Source organism: Terrabacter tumescens, assembly GCF_014646815.1.
GTDB classification, from domain to species: domain Bacteria; phylum Actinomycetota; class Actinomycetes; order Actinomycetales; family Dermatophilaceae; genus Terrabacter; species Terrabacter tumescens.
The window spans coordinates 177,173-197,217 of the sequence record NZ_BMNZ01000004.1; the positions used below are offsets into that span (position 1 = coordinate 177,173).

General features: G+C 73.2%; 20 protein-coding genes. 13 read left to right on the forward strand and 7 right to left on the reverse strand.

All coding sequences use genetic code 11. The features are described 5' to 3' along the window. Position 1 precedes the first annotated feature (1 nt). Genes IEY30_RS11295 through IEY30_RS11305 form a run of 3 tightly spaced genes read left to right on the forward strand, consistent with a single transcriptional unit; the run spans position 2 to position 3,572 of the window. Positions 2-1,198, forward strand: coding sequence for an aminoglycoside phosphotransferase family protein (locus IEY30_RS11295; RefSeq protein ID WP_030195737.1), 1,197 nt, complete (start codon positions 2-4; stop codon positions 1,196-1,198). Beyond that, complete coding sequence (locus IEY30_RS11300) at positions 1,186-2,187, forward strand: T3SS effector HopA1 family protein (RefSeq protein ID WP_156035180.1); 1,002 nt, start codon at positions 1,186-1,188, stop codon at positions 2,185-2,187. The genes IEY30_RS11295 and IEY30_RS11300 overlap by 13 nt, the downstream gene beginning before the upstream one ends. Continuing rightward, positions 2,184-3,572: a lanthionine synthetase LanC family protein gene (locus IEY30_RS11305; RefSeq protein WP_081920395.1), complete on the forward strand. Its 1,389-nt coding sequence runs from the start codon at positions 2,184-2,186 to the stop codon at positions 3,570-3,572. The genes IEY30_RS11300 and IEY30_RS11305 overlap by 4 nt, the downstream gene beginning before the upstream one ends. Here IEY30_RS11305 and IEY30_RS11310 read toward each other — a convergent pair. From IEY30_RS11310 to IEY30_RS11330, 5 genes are all read right to left on the reverse strand, one after another. Continuing rightward, the gene (locus tag IEY30_RS11310) at positions 3,569-3,892 is read right to left on the reverse strand and encodes a hypothetical protein (RefSeq protein ID WP_030195743.1); all 324 of its coding nucleotides are present in this window, start codon (positions 3,890-3,892) and stop codon (positions 3,569-3,571) included. The genes IEY30_RS11305 and IEY30_RS11310 overlap by 4 nt on opposite strands. 259 nt (positions 3,893-4,151) lie before the next feature. Further along, entirely contained in the window at positions 4,152-4,649 is a 498-nt protein-coding gene (locus IEY30_RS11315) for a nucleoside deaminase (protein ID WP_030195745.1), read from the reverse strand. Then, positions 4,646-5,398, reverse strand: a complete 753-nt coding sequence (locus tag IEY30_RS11320) for an SAM-dependent methyltransferase (RefSeq protein ID WP_030195746.1) — start codon at positions 5,396-5,398, stop codon at positions 4,646-4,648. Before IEY30_RS11320 ends, IEY30_RS11315 begins: the two co-directional genes overlap by 4 nt. 70 nt (positions 5,399-5,468) lie before the next feature. Further along, complete coding sequence (locus IEY30_RS11325; protein WP_030195747.1) at positions 5,469-6,785, reverse strand: alpha-hydroxy-acid oxidizing protein; 1,317 nt, start codon at positions 6,783-6,785, stop codon at positions 5,469-5,471. A gap of 77 nt (positions 6,786-6,862) precedes the next feature. After that, positions 6,863-7,687, reverse strand: a complete 825-nt coding sequence (locus tag IEY30_RS11330) for a maleylpyruvate isomerase N-terminal domain-containing protein (protein WP_030195748.1) — start codon at positions 7,685-7,687, stop codon at positions 6,863-6,865. Positions 7,688-7,823: 136 nt separating this feature from the next. Between IEY30_RS11330 and IEY30_RS11335 the strand changes: the two genes are divergently transcribed. From IEY30_RS11335 to IEY30_RS11350, 4 genes are all read left to right on the forward strand, one after another. Then, complete coding sequence (locus IEY30_RS11335; protein WP_156035182.1) at positions 7,824-8,774, forward strand: proline dehydrogenase family protein; 951 nt, start codon at positions 7,824-7,826, stop codon at positions 8,772-8,774. A 13-nt stretch (positions 8,775-8,787) separates the two neighbouring features. Continuing rightward, entirely contained in the window at positions 8,788-9,594 is an 807-nt protein-coding gene (proC, locus tag IEY30_RS11340; RefSeq protein WP_030195754.1) for a pyrroline-5-carboxylate reductase, read from the forward strand. Between the two features lie 15 nt (positions 9,595-9,609). Next, on the forward strand, positions 9,610-10,113 hold the full coding sequence (locus IEY30_RS11345) for a GNAT family N-acetyltransferase (RefSeq protein WP_030195757.1): 504 nt from the start codon (positions 9,610-9,612) through the stop codon (positions 10,111-10,113). A gap of 91 nt (positions 10,114-10,204) precedes the next feature. After that, positions 10,205-10,732 (forward strand): GNAT family N-acetyltransferase, encoded by a 528-nt coding sequence (locus tag IEY30_RS11350; RefSeq protein WP_030195762.1) that lies wholly within the window; start codon positions 10,205-10,207, stop codon positions 10,730-10,732. Positions 10,733-10,845: 113 nt separating this feature from the next. Here IEY30_RS11350 and IEY30_RS11355 read toward each other — a convergent pair whose 3' ends face one another. Next, on the reverse strand, positions 10,846-11,514 hold the full coding sequence (locus tag IEY30_RS11355) for a potassium channel family protein (protein ID WP_030195766.1): 669 nt from the start codon (positions 11,512-11,514) through the stop codon (positions 10,846-10,848). A gap of 50 nt (positions 11,515-11,564) precedes the next feature. On the opposite strand from IEY30_RS11355, the gene IEY30_RS11360 reads away from it, so the two are divergent. From IEY30_RS11360 to IEY30_RS21895, 6 genes are all read left to right on the forward strand, one after another. Further along, positions 11,565-12,761: an acetoin utilization protein AcuC gene (locus tag IEY30_RS11360; RefSeq protein ID WP_030195768.1), complete on the forward strand. Its 1,197-nt coding sequence runs from the start codon at positions 11,565-11,567 to the stop codon at positions 12,759-12,761. A gap of 502 nt (positions 12,762-13,263) precedes the next feature. Further along, a complete protein-coding gene (gene aspS, locus IEY30_RS11365) occupies positions 13,264-14,628 on the forward strand; it encodes an aspartate--tRNA(Asn) ligase (RefSeq protein WP_030195769.1) in 1,365 nt (454 codons plus the stop codon). Between the two features lie 184 nt (positions 14,629-14,812). Continuing rightward, positions 14,813-15,013, forward strand: a complete 201-nt coding sequence (locus IEY30_RS11370) for a helix-turn-helix domain-containing protein (protein WP_030195773.1) — start codon at positions 14,813-14,815, stop codon at positions 15,011-15,013. 246 nt (positions 15,014-15,259) lie between these two features. Further along, complete coding sequence (locus IEY30_RS11375) at positions 15,260-15,358, forward strand: 30S ribosomal protein bS22 (protein ID WP_003792170.1); 99 nt, start codon at positions 15,260-15,262, stop codon at positions 15,356-15,358. 300 nt (positions 15,359-15,658) lie between these two features. Next, a complete protein-coding gene (locus IEY30_RS11380; RefSeq protein ID WP_030195777.1) occupies positions 15,659-16,705 on the forward strand; it encodes an NAD-dependent epimerase/dehydratase family protein in 1,047 nt (348 codons plus the stop codon). Continuing rightward, entirely contained in the window at positions 16,702-18,642 is a 1,941-nt protein-coding gene (locus IEY30_RS21895; RefSeq protein WP_229674957.1) for a lysophospholipid acyltransferase family protein, read from the forward strand. Before IEY30_RS11380 ends, IEY30_RS21895 begins: the two co-directional genes overlap by 4 nt. A 23-nt stretch (positions 18,643-18,665) precedes the next feature. Here IEY30_RS21895 and IEY30_RS11390 read toward each other — a convergent pair whose 3' ends face one another. Beyond that, positions 18,666-19,916, reverse strand: coding sequence for a DUF5667 domain-containing protein (locus IEY30_RS11390; RefSeq protein ID WP_030195782.1), 1,251 nt, complete (start codon positions 19,914-19,916; stop codon positions 18,666-18,668). Between the last annotated feature and the right edge of the window lie 129 nt (positions 19,917-20,045).

The window sequence follows — 20,045 nt, forward strand, 5'->3', positions numbered from 1 at the left end:
CGTGACCCTCGTCGACACGATGCCGGGCGGGCCGTTCGCGACCCGCCCGGTCCCGGGGCGTCCCGTCCCGGCTCACGCCCCGGCGCTCGCCCCCGCCCCGGCGCGCGCCGCGGGCCCGAGGGGCACGGCCGGGTCCCCGGACGCCCGCCATCCGGCCGTCCGCGCCCTGTGCGACCTCGGCCTGCTCGACCCCGAAGCCGGCGCGTCGGTGCAGGTGGAGAACCTCTCCCGCGCCCACCCGGTCTGGTCGGTCCTGATGCCCGACGGTCGCCGGCTCGTCGTGAAGTCCAGCGCCGCCGAGCGCGGGCTGGACCTCGGGATCGAGTTCCTCGTCTACCGGCTCGGGGTGTGGTGCGACCCCGTGCGCCACGTCCTGCCGGACGCCCTCGTCGTCGACGAGGACCGGCACCTGCTCGTGCTCGCGGACGTCCGGGCGCCGTCCACGGCCGGCCCGCTCACCGGCCGGTCCACCGGAACGGGCGCGCCGACGGGGTCGCTCGCCGAGCAGGCGGGCTGGCCCGTCCTTGTCCATCCGACGTCCGTGGTCGGCCTGTCGACCTCGGCGCTCGCCGCCGCGACGCGGGCCCTCGGCGCGACCCTGGGCGCACTGCACCGGGGGACCATGGGCCTGCCGCTCCCGCCGGCGCGTCCACCGGTGGTCCTTGCGGCGCTGACGGCCGACTACCCGGCCACCGGGGCGGTCGCCGACCACATCGCCGTCCTCAAGGCAGACCCGCTGCTCAACGAGGCTGCCGGCACCGTCGCCGGCCCGGTCACCGGGTGCCTCGTCAACCACGACATGAAGTGGGACAACGTCGTGTCCTCCGGTGGTCGCACGGTCCTGCTCGACTGGGAGATGGCCGGACTCGGCGACCCGGCGTGGGACCTCGGCTGCCTGCTCGCCGAGCACCTCGTACGACAGCCGGGAGAGACGCTGACCGTCGCGTCCGACGAGGCTGCGGTCGCGCTCCTGCGCGGCTACGCGCAGGGTGCCCGCCCCCGCGCGGAGATCGTCCCCGTCCTCGCGCGTCGGGCCGTGACCGTGGCCGGGCTGCGCATCGCCCAGCTCGGTCTCGAGGTCGTCGACTCCCTCGGCCCGCACCGGCCGACCGCCCCCGGCCGGCTCACCGAACGAGCCCGCTCCGTCCTCCTGTCGCTCGACTCCCTCACCGAGGAGGTGGCCCAGTGCCTGCACTGACCCGCACCCGCCCACCCGTGACGCCCGCCCCGGCCGCGGCCGACGACCCCACCACGCGGTCCCTGGCCGCGCTCGGTCACGCCGTGCGACTCGTCGGGTCCGACCCGTGGGCGGCCGCGCAGGCCGCGGCGTCGTCGGGCGACGTGCGCATCGACCACCCGGTGGCCGAGTGGCTCTACCCCCGCTGGTGGTGCGGGTCGGACGAGGTCTCCGTCTCCCTCGGCAGCGACCCGCTCATCGGCGCGCTCCTCGAGGCGTCCCGCCGTTCGGTGGCGCCGGTCGAGACCGCGCACCTCGTCCTGGCCAGCGACGCGGCCCACGTCGTCGCGGCCTGCACGCAGGGGCCGTCGCGAGGCTCGGTCGTGCGCCGCGCCGCCGACGCCGTCGTCGGCTCCTCGAGGCCGGGTATGCCGGCTCGCCCGGGTGATCTCGTCGACGTCCTCGCCGGGGTGGGTGAGGTCGACCCCGAGGGCGCGTGGTGGTGGGCCCACACGGGCGAGCAGCCGATCTCCTCGGTCGAGCTCGACCGCTGGTACGTCAATGTGGACGCCGGTGCTGCACCCCGGGTGGTGGCCGCCACGGTGCGTCTGGCCGTCTCGACGCGGGTCCCGCTCTCGCTCAAGTGCCCGGCCCGGGCGGGCGGGTTCGCGCGGCGCGACGCGCTCGTCGTCTACGTCCCGAGGCCGGACTCCGCGCGTCTTGCCGCTGCGCTTCCCGGCTGGATCGAGGAGATCTCGGGTGCCCTGACGGCGGACGAACCCCCGCTGACGCGACGCCTGCACCCGGGGGTGGGGCTGGCGCAGGACCCGGGCGGCGGGATCAGCTACGGCCAGCTGCGGTGCGCCCAGGTGGCGTCGGCCGTGGCTCGCGTCCTCGGCGAGGCACGCGGGGACGTGACCGAGGCCGAACGCCTCGCTGCCGGCGACGGTGTGGCCGTGCTCGCAGGCGTCGGCATCCACGCCCACCGGCCCGAGGAGGTGGCGGCATGACGACCACGTCCGCCCTGTCCAGGACCGGGGCTGCGAGGAGCGGGGAGGACTCCGAGTTCGCAAGCGCGGCAAAGTCGCTCGTGACCCGCCTCGTCTCGCTCGCCCGCCTCGACGCGTGGGGTGCGCCGGTGTGGAGCGGCGACGACATCGACCCGCGCTCGGCGCCCGACCTCAGCTCCCCGCCGATGCTCGTCCACGGACCGCTCGACGACGGGCTCCTCACCGGCAGGGCCGGCATCGCCCTGGTCCTCTCGGCGGCCTCGCGCCTGCCGGGGGCCTCGGCGGAGTGGGCGCCTCTCGCGGTGCGCACGGCTGAGGCAGCGGTGCGGCGTGCCGCGTCCGACCTCGGTCCGCACGGGCAGCCGGGTGGCGAGATCGGCTGGGACAGTGGAGCCCTCGGGATCTCGCGCGCAGCGACGGTCGTTGCCGCCGCACACGGATCGGCTGAGCTGGCCGAGAGGTCGCGTCACCTCGGAGGGCTCGCGGTGCGGCGGGTCGTCGACCACCCCGAGGGGCTGCCCCCGTACGCCGACCTGATGGGCGGCCTCGCCGGCATCCTCGCCGGTGTCATCTCCGTCTCCCTCTCGCCGTCGGACGAGAGCGCCCGGGCAGATTCCATCGCTCTGCTCGTCGACCGGATCGGTGCGCTCTCCCTGGCCGGGCCCATCGGTCGGCTGTGGCCCATGGCCGGCTCCGACCACGGGGTCGTCGGGCTCGCCCACGGCGGCAGCGGCATCGCCCTCGCACTGACCGCAGCCGCCCAGCGCCTCGGCGGGTCCGAGTGGCCGCCGAGTGGGCCGGGCACGCCGGCGCAGGCCGCGTCGCTCGCCTCCGCCGCCGTGCTCTGGGAGGACTCCCTCCACGACGCGGGGGCCGGGGGCTGGCCGGACCTCCGACTGCCCGAACCCGTCCCCGGGCTCGCCTGGTGCCACGGTGCGCCCGGTGTCGGGGTGTCCGCCGCCCTGCGTCACCCGCTCGTGGCGGGTTCCGGTGCGGGGGCCCGGGACGCGGCGGCCGCGCACGTGGCCTTCGTGCGGGCGCGGGCCGCCAGCGCCGCCCACCGACCTGTGGGCCTGCGCCCCTTCGACGGGTCGCTCTGCCACGGCCTGGCCGGCGTCGTCGAGATGCACCTGCTGGCGGCCGGGGCCTGGCCGGCGGCTGCGCGCGAGCACGTGGCCGAGGCCCGGGCGGTCGCAACCCGCCTCACGCGGGCGGGACGGCCCGGGCGCCCGACGTGGCAGTGCGGCATACGCAGCGGTGGGCGCAGCCCCAACGTCCTCGTCGGCATCGGCGGCGTCGCCCTGACGCTCGCCCGGTGCCACGACCTGTCGGTCGCGCCGTCGGCCGCCGACCCCTTTCTCGGGGCCCTCGCGCCGAGGGGCTAGGAGGTCGAGCTCCAGCCCGCGGAGGGCGCGGTTGAGTCGCCCGGGCCCCGGTCCGCGGGCTCTGACTCGGACTGGGACTGGGACTGGGGCTCGGACTGGGTGTAGCGCAACGCGTCCACCTCGGCGACCGACACCCCGTCGACCGACTGGGCGTCGCGCACGAAGGACTCGACCGCGTCGTCGTCGACCTCGGCGACCGCGACGTCGGGCAGCTCCGGCGCGGGCGCGTGCACCGTGGAAGGCCCGAGGGCACGCAGGGCGCGGACGACCTCCTCGGGGTCGGACTCGCCGGACAGGGTCACGAGCACACGGGTCGCCATCTCGTCATTGTCGGCCCCTCGCGCACGGCGTCACAACGCCTCGAGCGACGCGGCGTCCAGCTCCCTGCCCCGGCTCGACTTCTTCGCCCGGGCGGACGTCGTGAATCGCGAGGCTGGTTCCGACCACCATTTCTCCGCCGGGGCGGGTTGTCGGGGTGTGGGTGCTGGTTCCGACCACCATTTCTCCGCCGGGGCGGGTTGTCGGGGTGCGGGTGCTGGTTCCGACCACCATTTCTCCGCCGGGGCGGAGCTGCCGCGGTCAGGCCGGGGAGGTGGGGTGCAGGTGGGCGAAGCGGCGGTGGAGGTCGCGGACCTCCTCCTCGAGCTGGGGCGCCGGTCCGTCGACGACGGCCCCGGGGACCACGTCGAGGATCGAGAGCGGTGCCACCGGTGACGGCGGCGCACCCCACGCGGACCGCCACGCGCCCAGCTGGGCCGAGCTCACGGCATACACGATCCGTCCGAGGCCGACCCAGGCGTGCGCGGCCGAGCACATCGGACAGTGCTCGCCCGAGGTGTAGACCGTCGCGGCCGCGCGCTCGTCCGGGCCGAGGTGGGCGCCGGCCCAGCGGGCGATCGCGAACTCCGGGTGCTGAGTCGCCTCGAGCGCGACGACGTGGTTGTGGTCCTCGAAGAGCACCTCGCCGTCGCTCGACACGAGCACCGAACCGAAGGGCTCGTCGCCGCGCTCGAGCGCGAGCCGGGCGAGCTCCACGGCGTGGCGGAGGTGGCCGAGGTCGGTGCCGTCGATGCTCACGCCACCCTCCCGGTGACGAGGGCGAAGGTGACGAACGCGCCACCGTCGGCCTCGAGCATGCCCTGGACGGGCGAGGTCGGCTGGCCCTTGAGCTCCATGACGGCGCGCTCCCAGAGCAGCCAGTTCGCGCACGCGTCCCCCTGGGTGCGGGCCGTCACCACCTGGAACGCCCGGCTGAACTCCCACTGGCTGCGCAGCCACTCGGCCGTGTGCCACGCCGCCGACTCCGCGCCGACGACGCGGTCGATGTGCTCCGGGATCTCGCCGAGCTCGCGCACCTCGGTGGTCAGGGCGGGGGTGGCCACGCCCAGCTGGCCGCCGGGCTTGAGGAACGTGGCGAGGTAGGGCGGGTAGTGGTCGCCGGTACCGAAGTACTCCCAGGCGTCGATGCTGACGATCGCGTCGAATGACCCTCGGCCGAAGGGGAGCGCGTGTGCGTCGACCCGCATCGGCAGGACTCGGTCGTCGACGCCCTCCTTGCGGAAGACGCCTGCCGCGGCGGTCGGGTCGACCCACAGGTCGGCGGCGATGACGTGCACGCCGTACTCCTTGGCGAGGAAGACCGACGTCGCGCCGAGGCCGGAGCCCAGGTCGAGCACGCGCATGCCGGGCTGCAGGTCGAGGTCGGCGGCGAGGTCCTCGAGCAGCCACAGCGGGTGCGGTCCCATGTCGAGGTCGACTAGCCACCGGGCGTCGTACTTCGAGGACCGGGGGAAGGCGTCGCGGGTCAGATGGTCGAGGGCGGGCATGTGACGATCCTCCGGGACGCACCCCCCGCGCGTCGACCCGGTTCCACGCGACGAGAAGCGCCCCCGACGGTCAGGGGGCGGGGGAGTCGAGGGCCGGTCGCCGGACGAGCCGGTCGGGCGTGAGGTCGGCCAGCGACGTGCACCCGGTCAGGGCGAGGAGCAGGTCGAGCTCGGCACGGAGGTTGCGCAGCACCTCGGACACCCCGTCGGCGCCGGCGAGGGCGAGCCCGTAGACGTGCGGACGACCGACCCCGACGGCGCTCGCACCCAGGGCGAGGGCGACGAAAACGTCTGCGCCGCAACGGATCCCGCTGTCGAAGATGATCGGCGCCGCCGACCCGGCGCCGCGGACGGCCGCGACGACGCCGGGCAGGGCGTCCAGCGCGGCGACCGACCGGTCGACCTGGCGACCACCGTGGTTCGAGACGTAGACGCCGTCGACGCCGGCATCGACGGCTCGCCGTGCGTCGTCGGGGTGCAGGATGCCCTTGAGCACGATGGGCAGGCTCGTCATCTCCCGCAGCCTCGGCAGGTCGTCCCAGGTGAGCGACGGTCGGCTGAAGACGTCGAGGAACGTCTCGACGGCCGCCCTCGGCTCGGGCGCCGGGAGGTTGCGCCGGGTGTCGCCGGGGTGGTTGCGGCTCATCGACAGCAGCGTCGCCACGGCGGCCGGCGTCGGCCGCGGACGCGCAGCGGCAGGTCCGGCTGCCGCCCGCGCCACCCGCTCGCGAACGAGCCGCTGGAACACGGGGTCGGAGGTGTACTGGGCGATCCCCTCGCCGCGCGCGAACGGCAGGTGCCCGAGGTCGAGGTCGCGCGGACGCCAGCCGAGGTATGCCGTGTCGAGGGTGACGACGAGGGCCTCGCTCGCGCACGCCTCGGCTCTCGAGACGAGGCTCTCGACGAGGTCGTCGTCAATGCTCCAGTAGAGCTGGTACCAGTGGCCCGAGCCGCCCAGCTCGCGCGCGACGTCCTCCATCGGCACGGAGGCTTGGGTGCTGATGATCTGGGTGACCCGCTGCTCGCGGGCGCCGCGCGCGACGGCGAGGTCGGCGCCGTCGTCGGCCATCGACAGCACCCCGATCGGTGCGACGAGCAGGGGACTGTCGTGCCGGCGCCCGAACAGCTCGACGGACGTGTCGCGCTCGGTCGTGTCGACGAGCATCCGTGGCACGACCTGCCACCGGTCGAAGGCCGCGACGTTGGCGCCGGCGCTCACCTCGGAGCCGGCCGAGCCTGCGACATAGGCGAATCCGCGCCTCGACATGACCTTGCGCGCTGCGGCCTCGAGCTGGGTCGCGTCGGTGGGCACCTCAGGCCGGTGGCCGAACGCGCCGGCCCGGTAGATGGCGGACTGGACGGTCCTGCCGAACGACTCCAGCGGCATACGTGCTCCTTGTGGCCGGCCCGGGCGCGCCGTCGCGGACCGGGTGCCGCCCATCCTGCTACGGACGGCCCCGCCGATCACCACCGGACCGAGATGGTCTCGCGCCACCAGCGCTCGAGCTCGTCCACCGGACCGTCGACGCCCTCGACGCCCTCGACGCCCTCGGCGCCGCGGCTCCACAGCCGGAGGTAGAGGTCGACGGGTGAGCCGGTCAGGGTGTGGTCGGCGCCGGCCGCCTCGGGGGAGTCCGGCCGCACGCGTGTCGTCGTGATCGGGCGCCCGGTCGCGAGGTCGACGAGCCACGCCACGTCCGCGCCGTCCGGACGCACGAGCATCCGGGTCGGCGCGCCGGGCGAGCCACCATGTCGCCGGCGCGTGACGAAGCCGACGAGCAGCTCGTCGATCCCGTCCAGCGCGACTGCGGGCCTGATCCAGGTCTCGTCGGCGCGGGCCGGGCGGCCGAGACGGGCGCCCAGCGTGTCGACGGCGTGGATCGTCGTCTCGTGGCACTGGCGTCGGGTCCAGAAGAGCTTGGGCGCCGGAGCCTCCTTCAGGAAGACGAACGCGTCGAGGTCGTCGGGGGCGTCGACGACGGCCTGGAGCAGCGCCGTCGCCCCGTCGTCGAACCAGCCCAACGGGTCGGCCGACTCTCGGCCCTCGAGCTCGAGCGGCTCGGGCGGGTCGATCGGCTCGCCGCGCAGGTGGCTGGTCGCCCACCGGTGGACCATGCCCATGTGGGCGACGAGGTCGAGCACCGTCCAGTCCGGACACGTCGGGACGGGCGCGTCGAGCCCGGCCGCCACGGCGTTGGCGCGCAGCACCGTCGCCGCGGCGCCGAGCGCCTCGCCGAGCTCGTCGAGCGTGAGGCCGAGCGGGGCCGGGGCCGGCGTGGGTGGGTGCATGGCTCCGAGTGTGCCGCCTGTCCCGCCCCGAGGAGCGGCCGGCCGGCACCGCGGCGGTAGATTTGCCGGGCGGGACGGTGACCACCGTCCGCCGCCGTCACCCGAGCGACATCCCCCGCACCACCCGGAGGCACCCGTGGACGCCAGCGACCTGCTGCGCAACTCGCTCCTGCAGCTGTCCAAGCAGGAGAAGATCCGAGACGTCATCGAGAAGGCACCCGTGTCGCGCTCGGTCGTGAAGCGCTTCGTACCCGGTGCCGAGCGCGCCGACGTCGTCGGGGCGGCAGCCGAGATCGCGGCGTCGGGTCGTCGCGCGACCATCGACTACCTCGGCGAGGACACGACCGACCTCGCGCAGGCGCAGCACACGCGCGACGCGTACGTCTCCCTGCTGACCGCGCTACGCGACGAGGGCCTGACCGAGGGGGGCACCGTCGAGGTGTCGCTCAAGCTCAGCGCGCTCGGCCAGGCGCTGCCCGGCGACGGCAACACCATCGCCCTCGACCACGCGCGCGAGATCTGCGAGGTCGCGAAGCAGGCCGGCACGACGGTGACCCTCGACATGGAGGACCACACCACGACCGACCTCACGCTCGACGCGCTGCGCGAGCTGCGGGCGGACTTCCCGACGGTGGGGGCCGTGCTCCAGGCCTACCTCTACCGCACCGAGGCCGACTGCCGTGACCTCGCGCACGCGGGCTCGCGCGTGCGGCTGTGCAAGGGCGCCTACAAGGAGCCCGAGTCGGTCGCCTTCCAGGCCGGCGCCGAGGTCGACAAGTCCTACGTGCGCTGCCTCAAGATCCTCATGCAGGGCGAGGGCTACCCGATGGTCGCCTCTCACGACCCGCGCCTCATCGAGATCGCGGGCGCTCTCGCGGGCCAGGCCGGCCGCGACCCGAGGTCCTTCGAGTACCAGATGCTCTACGGCATCCGCCCCGAGGAGCAGAAGCGGATCGCCGACCGCGGCGACCAGATGCGCGTCTACATCCCGTACGGCCAGGAGTGGTACGGCTACCTCATGCGCCGCATGGCCGAGAAGCCGGCCAACGTCATGTTCTTCCTCCGCGGCGTCGCGACGAAGAGCTGAGCGAGGAGCCACGATGACGACGACGGCGATCTTCGGTGCCGGGGTCATGGGCGAGACGCTCGTCTCGGGCCTCATCCGCTCGGGCCGCACCCCGGGCGACCTCGTCGTCACCGGGCGCACGCCTGACAAGGTCAACGCGCTGGCCGAGCGCTACGGCGTGCGCGTCATGGCCAACGCCGACGCCGCCGACGTGGCCGACACCCTCGTGCTGTGCGTCAAGCCGCAGGACATGACCGCGCTGCTCGAGGAGATCCACGACCACGTGGCCCCCGGCAACACGGTCGTCTCGCTCGCGGCCGGCATCACGACCGAGTACCTCGAGTCCCGTCTCCCCGAGGGCACGTCGGTCATCAGGGTCATGCCCAACACTCCGGCCCTCGTCGACCAGGGCATGGCGGGCATCTCGCCCGGGCGCCACTGCACCGACGACCACCTCGCCGAGGCCGAGGCCCTGCTCAGCTCGTGCGGCAAGGTGGTGCGCCTGCCCGAGAAGCACCTCGACGCCGTCACCGCGATCTCTGGCAGCGGCCCCGCCTACATCTTCTACGTCGTCGAGGCGATGATCGAGGCAGGCGTCGTGCTCGGTCTGCCGCGCGCCACTGCCACGGAGCTCGTCGTCCAGACCCTCTACGGCGCTGCGACGATGCTCAAGGAGACCCAGGAGCACCCCACCGTGCTGCGCGAGCAGGTCAGCTCGCCCGGCGGCACCACCGTCGCCGCACTGCGCCAGCTCGACGACCACAAGGTGCGGGCGGCCTTCGTCACGGCCATCGAGGCGGCCGCCGCGCGGTCCAAAGAGCTGGCATCGGGGCAGGTCTAGCGGCACTGTGGGGTGATGGCAGAACCGCACCCCGCAATGCACCTGCACCCGGTCACGGCCGACGACTGGGAGACGCACCGCGACGTGCGCCTCGAGATGCTCCGCGAGGCGCCCGAGGCCTTCTGGTTCACCTATGCCGACGAGGCCGTCTACGACGAGGCCGACTGGCGCGAACGCATCGAGGGCGCCTGGCTCGTCCAGGCCCGTGACGCCGACGGCGTGCTCGGCAGTGCGGGGCTCGGCTCGCACTGGGAGCCCGAACGTGCCACGACCGCAACGCTGTTCGGAATGTACGTCGCTCCACGGGCGCGCGGTGGGGGAGTGGGCGAGGCGCTCGTGCGCGCTGTCCTCGACGAGGCGCGCCGGCTCGGCAAGTCCGAGGTCGTCCTCGAGGTGACGAGCTCGAACACCGCCGCCGAGGGGTTGTACGCGCGGTGCGGGTTCGTGCGCACCGGTGCCGTCCACGAGCACCCCCGTCGTCCCGACCTCTGCGAGATCGAGATGGTCCACCGCTTCTGAGTCGCGCTGGTGCGCAGCAGGACCCACGCTGCACCGAACGTTCACCCCCTCGCTGGTGCGGTCCGAACGCCTGTCGTGCGAAAGTGGACCCATGAACGACATCACCGTGCGTCCCCTCGGCGAGGACGACTGGCAGGACTACCGTTCCGTCCGCCTCGCCGCACTGCGTGAGTCTCCCGAGGCGTTCGTGGCCACGGTCGAGCAGGAAGAGTCCTACGACGAGGACTTCTGGCGCGAACGCATGCAGCGGTCCGCGCGGCTCGTCGCCGAGCGCGAGGGACAGGCCGTCGGTGTCGTCAGCATCGGCACCGCCAAGGACGGCGAGGACGCCGCCGGAGAGCTGTTCGGTCTCTGGGTGCGCCCCGAGGCGCGCGGCTCGGGTGTCGCGACCCGGCTCGTCAAGGACGGCGCCTCCCTCGCGGCCCACCGCGGCCACTCCCACCTCGTCTACTGGGTCGGCACCGAGAACGGGCGGGCCGTCGCCTTCGCCAGCGGCATGGGCTTCCGCCCGACCGACTACCGCCGCCCGATGGGGGTCGTCAGCGAGGAGGACGGCGAGGAGGAGATCGCCATGGTCCTGCCGCTCGGCTCCGACAACGGACCCCGGCTGCGCCTCTGACGCAGCAGACCCGGGCCTGCTCGGCCCGACCCGGTCACGCCCCACAACCGACGAACCCACCGCCCCGAGTCACCGGGGACGGTGGGTTCGCTTGTCCGGCAGCTGAATCCGGGTCAGGGGCGCGCCGCGAATCGCTCGATGAGCTCGACGGGACCGCTGACGATGAGCATGTGGTGCGCCGAGATCTTCGTCTGCGGCACGGCATACGTGAAGTCCTCGCCCGGCGCCTTGACCCCGACGACCGTGACACCGTACTTGCGGCGGATCGAGCTCTGCTCGAGGGTGAACCCGACCGTCTCCGACGGCGGCTTGAGCTTGACGATGGCGAAGCCGTCGTCGAACTCGATGTAGTCGAGCAGCTTGCCGTTGACGAGGTGGGCCACCCGGCGTCCCGAGTCGGCCTCGGGGGAGATGACGTGGTGGACGCCGATGCGGTCGAGGATGCGCTTGTGCTCCGGCGAGAGCGCCTTGGCCCAGATCGAGGGCACGCCGGCGTCGACGAGGTTCGCGGCCGCCAGCACCGAGGACTCCACGGACGAGCCGATGCCGACGATCGCGATCTTCGGCTGCGCGGCGCGGATCATCTCGAGCGCCGACGACTGGGCCATGTCGGCATGCACCACCTTGGCCACCTTGTTGACGTAGCTCTCGGCGATGGCGTTGTCGCGCTCCACGGCGATGACGCGGTGGCCCAGCCTCGTGAGCTCGAGAGCGACGGCCGAGCCGAAGCGTCCCAGCCCGATGACGATCACGTCGTCCTCGAAGAGCCGGTTGCGGCCCATGCGTGTTACCTCCGTCATCCGGTGCGCGTTTCCGCGATAGCGTCTCAATCATGCCAACTCAGGCCCGGGTCGTCTGGGACACCTCCTTCACGAGGTACAACTTCGGCCCCACCCACCCGATGGCGCCGGTGCGCCTGGACCTCACGGCGCGGCTGTGCGAGGCCCTCGGGGTCTTCGACGCCGATGGTGTCGAGGTGGTCGGCGCCGAGGTGGCGCCCGACGAGCTGCTCGCGACGGTCCACGACGACGCGTACGTCGCCGCCGTCAAGGCCGCCTCGCTCGACCCGTCCACGGCCGAGGGCACCTACGGCCTCGGCACCGAGGACGACCCCGCCTTCGAGGGCATGCACGACGCGAGCGCGCGGGTGGTGTCGGGCACGGTCGACAGCGCCCGCGCGGTCTGGGAGGGCGACGCCGAGCACGCCGTGAACTTCACCGGTGGGCTGCACCACGCGATGCGCGACAAGGCCAGCGGCTTCTGCGTCTACAACGACATCGCGGTCGGCATCCAGTGGCTCCTGGACCACGGGGCCGAGCGCGTGGCCTACGTCGACGTCGACGTGCACCACGGTGACGGCGTCGAGCGGATCTTCTGGGACGACCCCCGGGTGCTGACGATCTCCGTCCACGAGACCGGCCGGGCGCTCTTCCCCGGCACCGGGTGGCCCACCGACACCGGAGGCGCCGACGCCGAGGGCAGCGCGGTCAACGTCGCCCTGCCGCCCGGCCTCAGCGACGCGGGATGGCTGCGGGCGATCCACGCCGTCGTCATGCCTCTCGTGCGGTCGTTCCGCCCCGACGTGCTCGTGACCCAGCACGGCTGCGACACCCATGCGGAGGACCCCCTCGCCCACTTCGCCGTCACTGTCGACGCCCAGCGTGCGGCCGCCGACGCCCTCCACCGGCTCTCGCACGAGGTGTGCGAAGGACGCTGGGTGGCGCTCGGGGGTGGAGGCTACGAGGTCGTCGACGTCGTGCCCCGCACGTGGACCCACCTCACCGCGATCGCCGCCCACGCCCCGATCAAGACCAGCGTGCCGGTCCCCGAGGACTGGCGGGCCCACGTCGAGCAGGTCTTCGGCCGCCCCGGCCCACGCCGGATGGGCGACCTCACCACCGAGGACGGCCCCCTCTGGTGGCGCTCCTGGGAGATGGGCTACGACCCCGCCAGCGAGGTCGACCGCGCCATCATGGCCACCCGCACGGCCGTCTTCCCTCTCCACGGGCTCGACATCCACTTCGACTGAGTCTTTGGCGCCTCCCTCCGCTGCGGCGCGTGCCTCGGCGCCCTGAAGCCGTCGCCTTCCTCCGCTTCGCTCGCTCGTTCCCTGTCCTTGGCGCCTCGCTTCGCTGCGGCGCGTGCCTCGGCGCCCTGAAGCCGTCGCCTTCCTCCGCTTCGCTCGCTCGTTCCCTGTCCTTGGCGCCTCGCTTCGCTGCGGCGCGTGCCTCGGCGCCCTGAAGGCGTCGCCTTCCTCCGCTTCGCTCGCTCGTTCCTCGCTCGCTGCGCTTCGTCCAGGCGACGCCGGCGCCTCCGCCTTGTGGCTGGGGCCTTGATCGCCGCGCTGAAAATCAGGCGGAGTGTCCTTCGATCGGGGGTAGGGTTGCCGGCACGGCGACGACGGGCCTGACGATCCTGAGCCGAGCACGACCAGAGGCCGTCCGCGATCCGCGGCGGCGAAGGTGTGGTGGCACAGCGACATTCCCCATCGCCCACACCTCCGGGGCACCAACCCTCTGGAGGTGAACGGAATGCAACCAACCCAAACCACGACCCTTGCTCCGCGCGTGCTCGCGCGGGACCTGGCCGCCGTCCCGCACGGCGAGCCGGCCACCCTGGCCGGATGGATCCACCGGCGGCGCGTCCTCGCGAGCGTCACGTTCCTCGTGCTGCGCGACCGCTCGGGCCTGGCCCAGGTCGTCGTCAAGGACCGCGAGACCGTCGAGCAGCTGGCCGGGCTGCCCGAGGAGACCGTCGTCGAGGTGACCGGGATCGTCTCGACCAACGAGTCCGCGCCCGGCGGCGCCGAGCTCGTCGAGCCCACCGTCACGCCGCTCACGGAGCCCGCGGCGGCCCCGCCCACCGAGCTGTGGCGACCGACGTTCGGCGCCGGCCTGCCGACGCACCTCGACCACGCCGCGGTGACGCTGCGCCACCCGCGGCACCGGGCCGCGTGGCAGATCGCGAGCGCGTCGATGCGCGGGTTCCGTTCGGCCCTCGGGGCGCTCGAGTTCACCGAGATCGCGACGCCGAAGCTCGTCGGCACCGCCACCGAGTCGGGCGCCAACGTCTTCACTGTCGACTACTTCGGCCGGACCGCCTACCTCGCGCAGAGCCCGCAGCTCTACAAGCAGATGCTCGTCGGGGTCTTCGAGCGCGTCTTCGAGGTCGGGCCCGTCTTCCGCGCCGAGCCGCACGACACCGTGCGCCACCTCGCGCAGTACACCTCGCTCGACGCCGAGCTCGGCTTCGTCCGCGACCACCGTGACGTCCTCGCCGTGCTGCGCCTGGCCATCGCCGGGATGGTCGAGGCCATCGGGGAGTATGCCGCCGACGCCGCTGCGCTCCTGGGTGTCGAGCTGCCGCGGGTGCCCGACGAGTTCCCCGTCATCCACTTCAGCGACGCCCTCGCCAAGGTCGGGGCCGACCCGGACGAGCCCGACCTCAGCCCCGCGCACGAGCGGGCGCTCAGCGAGTGGGCCAAGACGGCATACGACTCGGACTTCCTTGCGGTGGAGGGCTACCCGATGGGCAAGCGGCCCTTCTACACCGCGCCGGAGGGCTACGGACCAAACGGGCCACGCGGGTCGTCGGGGGGAGCACGGGGGGCGGAGCCCCCCGTGGGTAGCAACAGCTTCGACCTGCTCTTCCGGGGGCTCGAGCTGACGACCGGCGGCCAGCGCCTGCACCGGCCGTCCGACTACGCCGCGGCGATGGCGCGGACCGGCACGGACCCCGCGGTGCTCGCCGGCTACCTCGACGCGTTCGCCCACGGCATGCCTCCGCATGGCGGCTTCGCCATCGGTCTGGAAAGGTGGGTCGGGAGGCTGACGGGTGCCGAGAACATCCGCGAGGTGACGCTGTTCCCGCGCGACCTGCACCGTCTGGAGCCGTGACGAGCCGGGAGATCCACAGGGGCCCCACCGGCGTGTCGAGTTGCGCGTGACCGATTCTTATCGTCGATCGCTTCCCCTCCAGTCACATCTGCCCCTAATGTTGCTTCTTGCACCTGCGTGAAGTTTCGTCGGAGGGGAAGCCGTCGGCGCGCGGGTGCAGCCCACCTGAAGATCGGGGTAACACATGTCGAATGAGCGCCAGCTCGCCGAGGTGCGGTTTCTGACCGTCGCCGAGGTCGCCTCGATCATGCGAGTGTCGAAGATGACCGTCTACCGACTCGTCCACGGCGGAGACCTTCCGGCCGTACGCGTCGGCCGCTCCTTCCGGGTTCCGGAGGATGCGGTCCACAAGTACCTGGAGACGTCCTTCATCGACACCGCGTGACTGCAGCGTCACGACGCATTCGAAGGGGCGGCCACGACCACCCGGTCCGGCCGCCCCTTCGGCATTCGCAGCTGGACGGGGCCGGTGAGCAGGGGCCCGCGCTTTTGGGATAGAGGCGGGGCACGCGCTAGTCTGTGAACCCTGTTCGGCTCGTGAAGTTCGACCTACCCTTCTCCGGGGGTGTCGACGCAGGTCGGCACCAGCTCAGTTCAAGGACACGTCTCAAGACTCACGACAAGGACAAACATGGGTTCTGTCATCAAGAAGCGCCGCAAGCGGATGGCCAAGAAGAAGCACCGCAAGCTGCTGCGCAAGACGCGCCATCAGCGCCGCAACAAGAAGTGACCTGACCAGCTCAGGTTCCGCGGCTCCGTCCGCACGCTCTCGACCCTCACCCTCGGTGGGGGTCGTTCGCGTCTCCGGGGGAGTGTGCGGCCGGCCGCCAGCACGGGTCCCGCGCCGAGAGGCTCGACACATCCGTCCTCGGCCGTGCCCGCCCGGGTACGTACCCGACACGGTCTAGGTAGGCTGCGAGGGCGGGGGAACGAGGTCTCCTCCGCAGGCGAGTGCCGCTCGAACGCCTCAGCGCGTCAGGGCCGGTCACGAGCACGATGTGTCCGCACCGACCGACGACAGGAGGAGCCGATGGCCAAGGTCGTCCTGGTCACGGGGGTGTCTCGCTACCTCGGTGGTCTCTACGCCCGACGGTTGTCGACCGACCCGTCCATCGAGCGGATCCTCGGGGTCGACGTCGTGCCCCCCAAGCACTCGATCGGCCGCGCCGAGTTCGTACGGGCCGACATCCGCAACCCGATGATCGGCCGGATCATGGCGCAGGCCGAGGTCGACACGGTCGTGCACATGAACGTCATCGCGACCCCCAAGGACACGGGCGGGCGGGTGACGCAGAAGGAGATCAACGTCATCGGCACGATGCAGCTGCTCGCTGCGTGCCAGAAGTCCGAGTCGGTGCGGCGCCTCGTCGTGAAGTCCTCCGCGGCCGTCTACGGCTCGTCCCCGCGCGACCCCGCGATGTTCACCGAGGACATGAACCCCAAGACCCTGCCGCGCACCGGCTTCGGCAAGGACTCGGTCGAGGTCGAGGGCTATGTCCGCGGCTTCTCCCGGCGCCGTCCCGACGTGGAGATCACGATGCTGCGCCTGGCCAACGTCGTCGGGCCGAGCATCCACACCGCCATCACCGACTACTTCGCGCTGCCGCTCGTGCCCATCCCGCTCGGCTACGACGCCCGCTTCCAGTTCGTCCACGAGGACGACGCGACGGCCGCCATGATCCTCGCGACCACCGGGCCGCCCGCCGGCATCGTCAACGTCGCGGGCGACGGCTTCCTCACCGTCACCCAGTGCACGGCGATCGCCCGACGCCCCGTGGTGCCGGTGCCGCTGCAGGCCGCAGGCGTCATCGGCAACATCGTCCGGCGCAGCGGCTTCGCGGACTTCTCCTCCGACCAGCTGACCTTCCTCGCCTTCGGTCGAGGCCTCGACACGGCCCGGATGCGCTCGGTGCTCGAGTTCGAGCCGCACTTCACGACCCGGGAGGCGTTCGAGGACTACGCCCGCCACCTGCGTCCCGCCGTGCCGGGGGTCGAGGGTGTCGGCGAGGTCGTCAGCGACGCCGCGGGCGGCACCGCCGCAGCGCTCTCCCGAGTCTTCGACAGGATCCAGCCGTGACCGCCGACCCTAGCAAGGCCGCCGCGCAGCAGACCCCCGCCGACGGGACGCCGGAGACCGGGACGACCGCCGCTGCCGCGCAGAAGCCGGCTGCCCGCGAGGCCGCGACGTCCAAGAAGTCCACCGCCAAGAAGTCCACCGCGAAGAAGTCCACCGCGAAGAAGTCCACCGCGAAGAAGCCCACCGCGAAGAAGGCGACCGCCACGAAGGCCGCTGCGAAGAAGGCGACCGCCACGAAGGCCGCTGCGAAGACGCCGAAGAAGCAGGCGACGACGAAGCCCTCGTCAGCCAGGAAGAAGAAGCCGCGGACGGGCACGAGCGCGACGACGAAGCCGGCCGCGCAGGAGGCCGCGACCGCAGCGACCTCGGCGACTCCAGCGACCCCAGCGAACTCGGCGACGACGACGGCCGTCCGACCCGCGCGAGGCGCGTTCGCCGCGGGGGCGGCCCGGGCCTCGGGCGAGCGCCGGCGCCGCAGCGGCACGCCCCTCATCCCGACGGCGCCGGTCGAGCTCAGCGCGGCCCGACGGACGGCCGTCGGTGCGCCCCCGTCCGCCGACGAGGTCGTCGTGGCTGCCGTGACCGAGGGCCCGACGGAGCCCGAGACCGCCGAGCGCCGTGCGCCGGCCACGCCCGGACGTGAGTCGGCCGGACCCGAGTCCCGAGAGCCGGGCAAGCCCGTAGAGACCCTAGAGACCGTCGAGACCGTCGGGCTCACCGACTCGGACGAGCCCTCGGACGCCCTGCCGGCCGAGCCCACCCCGCCCCGCCGGCCCAGCCGGGCCTCGATGCGCTCGACGCGCCGCACGGCCAACGGTGAGCCGACCCGCCTGCGCGCGGTCCCTACGGTCGAGACGTCCGCGCCGGCCGACGACAGCCACGTCGCAGACGTGGGCACACGGCATACGCAGGCCTCGGAGGCGAGGGGGCGTGAGCACGCGCTCACGTCCGGACTGCAGTCGCGCGCGGAGAAGCTCGTCGGCGCCGTGCTCGAGGGCGCCGAGTTCTCCTCGGAGTCGCGGCCCGGCCCGACCGAGCTCGTCGAGCTGGCCGTCAACGTCCTGCGCGCCGCCGCGACATCGGCCGGGGTGCCCGCCGAGGAGGCCGAGCGCCAGGTCGCCGAGACGCTCGCCTACCTGCGCCGCCGGCTGACCGGCGACTACGTCGTCGACGAGTTCGGCTTCGACGAGGACTACACCGTCAACGTGCACCTGCCGCTCCTGCGGCCCTTCTACAAGAAGTGGTTCCGCGTCGAGGTGCGTGGCATCGAGAACATCCCCGACGAGGGCGGCGCGCTCGTCGTGGGCAACCACTCGGGCACCATCGCGATGGACTCGCTCATGACCCAGGTCGCCGTCTACGACGAGCACCCGCGCCACCGCCACCTGCGGATGCTCGGCGCCGACCTCGTCTTCCAGATGCCGTTCGTCGGCACCATGGCGCGGCGCTCGGGCACGACCCTCGCGGCGAACTCCGACGCGGAGCGCCTGCTCGGCAGCGGCGCGCTCGTCGGCGTCTGGCCCGAGGGCTTCAAGGGCGTCGGCAAGCCGTTCAGCGAGCGCTACAAGCTGCAGCGCTTCGGTCGCGGCGGCTTCGTCTCCGCGGCCCTGCGCGCCGGCGTGCCGATCGTGCCGGTGTCGATCGTCGGCGCCGAGGAGATCTACCCGATCCTCGGCAACATGCCGGCGGTCGCGCGCCTGCTCGGGCTGCCGTACGCCCCGATCACGCCGACGTTCCCGCTGCTCGGACCGCTCGGGATGGTGCCGCTGCCGAGCAAGTGGCTCATCGAGTTCGGGCCGCCCATCGAGACCACGAGCTTCGGCCCCGACGCGGCCGACGACCCGATGCTCGTCTTCGACCTCACCGACCAGGTGCGCGAGACGATCCAGCAGACGCTCTACAGCCTGCTCATGCAGCGCAAGTCCGTCTTCCTCTGACGGGGCCGGCCCGCTCCGGCCGGTCAGGGCAGCAGCGTCGGCAGGATCGTGGTGGGCGCGAGCTTCGTCGGCAGGGTGGGGACCCCGAGCGTCACCGACGGCAGCGGGATCGTCGCGCCGGGCAGGGTGATCCCGCCACCGCCGACCCCGATGGTCGACGACGTGACTCCCACGCCGGGCAGGCTCACCGTCGCGCCGGGCAGCGTGACACCGCCCCCACCGACGCCGACGGACGAGGACGTCACCCCGACACCGGGCAGGTTGATCGTGCCCCCGGGCAGCGTGACGCCGCCGGTGACCGAGACGCCCGGCAGCCCACCACCGGCGGGCGTCGACGTCGCGGGCGGGCGCGGGGCGGTCGTGGTGGGGCGCAGGGTCGCGCCACGGGACGGCTGTGTGCCCGGGGCGGACGTGCCGCTACCCGGGCTCGTGGGCGTGACCGTCCCGGTCAGCCCGGCGAGCAGCTGCCTCGCCGCCGTCGCGCGCTCACCGCAGGCGCCGCACTCGGCCAGGCCCCGCAGGGTGGCGACCTCGCCGGCCCCCAAGAGGTCTCGCAGGCGTTGCCAGGCCGGCAGCGACGGCGCCGGCACTCGTGGCCGCATCGCGTCGACCTGCGGGATGGCCCGCGTGTAGAAGTCGGACAGCTCGGTCAGGGCATCGGCGCGCTGCTCCGTGCGGTAGACCTCCATGAGGATCGTCTGCGCGCGGCCGGCAGCGTCGGTCGCCGCGTCGTATGCCGTGTCGAGGTCGTGCGTGGACGGGGAACCCCCGTCGAGCAGCTCGCGCGCCTCGGTGATGTGCTCCTGCGCCTGCGCGAGGTAGGTCAGACCCTCGTCGTAGCGGGAGCCCGCGAGCTGGATCGCCGCCCGGTCGAGCAGCTGCTTGACGCCGTAGAGGGCGTCGCCCGGCACCGCCGACCGGGACGCGAACCCGAGGGCGCCGCCGATGACGAGGATGCTGGCGGCGGCCGCGGCGACGAGCTTGAGCGGCCGGGCCGCAACGCGCAGCACCGACACCGACGCGCCGCTGGAGCCGTCGTCACCCGACGGGACGGGCGCGATCGGCGGGACGGGGGCTGCCGCGCTCCCGTCGTCGTCGAGCAGACGGGCGCGAAGGTCGGAGACGAACTCGGCGCGCGGTGCGAGGCCCGCCTGGTCGACGGCCTGGACGGCGTGGAGCACGGCGACGAGCTCGAGGATGCCCGGCTCGGACACGGGCTCGCCGTCGAGGGCGCGCTGGAGCAGCTCGCCGTCGGCGTTCGCACCGAGGTCCATGGCGCCTCCTTCCTCTCTCGCGTCCATCGTCTCTGTCTTGCGTCTGTCGGGTCGTGCGTCGTGCCACCAGGGGCCGGTCAGCGCGGGAAGGGTCTCCCCACCTGGCCGGGCGGCCGAGGGGTGCCCGCC

Excerpts from the sequence above, each read along its gene's own strand:
- IEY30_RS11355 (WP_030195766.1), bottom strand. The coding sequence starts at position 11,514 with ATGGGCCGCAACCGGCTCTTCGAGGACGACGTGATCGTCATCGGGCTG.
- IEY30_RS11350 (WP_030195762.1), top strand. The coding sequence starts at position 10,205 with ATGAACGACATCACCGTGCGTCCCCTCGGCGAGGACGACTGGCAGGAC.
- IEY30_RS11390 (WP_030195782.1), bottom strand. The coding sequence starts at position 19,916 with ATGGACCTCGGTGCGAACGCCGACGGCGAGCTGCTCCAGCGCGCCCTC.
- IEY30_RS11305 (WP_081920395.1), top strand. The coding sequence starts at position 2,184 with ATGACGACCACGTCCGCCCTGTCCAGGACCGGGGCTGCGAGGAGCGGG.
- IEY30_RS11345 (WP_030195757.1), top strand. The coding sequence starts at position 9,610 with ATGGCAGAACCGCACCCCGCAATGCACCTGCACCCGGTCACGGCCGAC.
- IEY30_RS11330 (WP_030195748.1), bottom strand. The coding sequence starts at position 7,687 with ATGCACCCACCCACGCCGGCCCCGGCCCCGCTCGGCCTCACGCTCGAC.
- IEY30_RS11320 (WP_030195746.1), bottom strand. The coding sequence starts at position 5,398 with ATGCCCGCCCTCGACCATCTGACCCGCGACGCCTTCCCCCGGTCCTCG.
- IEY30_RS11325 (WP_030195747.1), bottom strand. The coding sequence starts at position 6,785 with ATGCCGCTGGAGTCGTTCGGCAGGACCGTCCAGTCCGCCATCTACCGG.
- IEY30_RS11380 (WP_030195777.1), top strand. The coding sequence starts at position 15,659 with ATGGCCAAGGTCGTCCTGGTCACGGGGGTGTCTCGCTACCTCGGTGGT.
- IEY30_RS11310 (WP_030195743.1), bottom strand. The coding sequence starts at position 3,892 with ATGGCGACCCGTGTGCTCGTGACCCTGTCCGGCGAGTCCGACCCCGAG.
- aspS (WP_030195769.1), top strand. The coding sequence starts at position 13,264 with ATGCAACCAACCCAAACCACGACCCTTGCTCCGCGCGTGCTCGCGCGG.
- proC (WP_030195754.1), top strand. The coding sequence starts at position 8,788 with ATGACGACGACGGCGATCTTCGGTGCCGGGGTCATGGGCGAGACGCTC.
- IEY30_RS11375 (WP_003792170.1), top strand. The coding sequence starts at position 15,260 with ATGGGTTCTGTCATCAAGAAGCGCCGCAAGCGGATGGCCAAGAAGAAG.
- IEY30_RS11360 (WP_030195768.1), top strand. The coding sequence starts at position 11,565 with ATGCCAACTCAGGCCCGGGTCGTCTGGGACACCTCCTTCACGAGGTAC.
- IEY30_RS11370 (WP_030195773.1), top strand. The coding sequence starts at position 14,813 with ATGTCGAATGAGCGCCAGCTCGCCGAGGTGCGGTTTCTGACCGTCGCC.